The organism is Stenotrophomonas sp. 05N423 (assembly GCF_056397145.1).
Genome location: NZ_JBFTMV010000026.1, coordinates 1 through 1,063, shown reverse-complemented (window position 1 = coordinate 1,063; position 1,063 = coordinate 1). Strand labels below are relative to the sequence as shown.

Sequence of the window (1,063 nt, the reverse complement as noted above, 5' to 3'; positions counted from 1 at the left end):
GTGGCTTCCTCCACCAGTGCGGCGTTCTGCTGGGTGGCTTCGTCCATCTGCACCACGGTCTGGTTGACCTGCTCGATGCCGGCGCTCTGTTCCTGCGAGGCGGACGAGATCTCGGCCATGATGTCGGTCACGCGCTGCACCGAGCTGACGATCTCGCCCATGGTGGCGCCGGCCTGGTGCACCAGCGCAGAGCCTTCGGACACCTTGCCGACCGAATCCCCGATCAGGTCCTTGATCTCCTTGGCGGCACCGGCCGAGCGCTGGGCCAGCGTACGCACCTCCGAAGCGACCACGGCGAAGCCACGGCCCTGCTCGCCGGCACGCGCGGCTTCCACTGCCGCGTTCAGGGCCAGGATGTTGGTCTGGAAGGCGATGCCATCGATGACGCTGATGATGTCGGCGATCTTCTTGGACGAGGCTTCGATGGCCGACATGGTGGTGACCACCTGGCTGACCACGTCGCCGCCCTGCGAAGCGACACCGGCCGCGCCCTGTGCCAACTGGTTGGCCTGGCGGGCGTGCTCGGCGTTCTGGCGCACGGTGGAGGTCAGTTCCTCCATCGAGGCGGCGGTCTCCTCCAGATTGGCCGCCTGCTGCTCGGTACGACGCGACAGGTCGTTGTTGCCGGTGGCGATCTCAGAGGCGGCCAGGTTGATGCTGGACGCCGCCTGCTGGATGCGGCCGATGATCGAGGTCAGCTGGCCGACGGTGGCGTTGGCGTCGTCGCGCATCTTGGCGAACACGCCGTGGAAGTCGCCATGCATGCGCACGGTCAGGTCGCCCTCGGCGATGGCGTGCAGCAGGGCGGAGACTTCGGAGAGATTGCCGTCGGTGGTTTCCATCAGGCGGTTGAGGCCGGCCACCATGTCGCGGAAGTCGTGCTCGAAGCGGCCTTCGTCGCCGCGCAGGCTGAAATCGCCCGCCGCCGCGGCGGTAGCCAGGCGCTTGATCTCGGCATTGATCGCCGACAGGCTGGCCTTGGTTTCGTCCATGGCCTGGGTGATGGCGGCCTTCTCGCCGGGCAGGCGGTCCATGTCCACCGACAGGTCGCCGCGCGCGTAGT

1 protein-coding gene is annotated in these 1,063 nt (G+C 67.6%); it reads right to left on the bottom strand.

The window, feature by feature from the left end; all coding sequences use genetic code 11:
• Nucleotides 1-1,063: methyl-accepting chemotaxis protein (locus AC1DGW_RS16810; RefSeq protein WP_478025189.1), on the bottom strand; the 1,063-nt coding region annotated here is incomplete at both ends.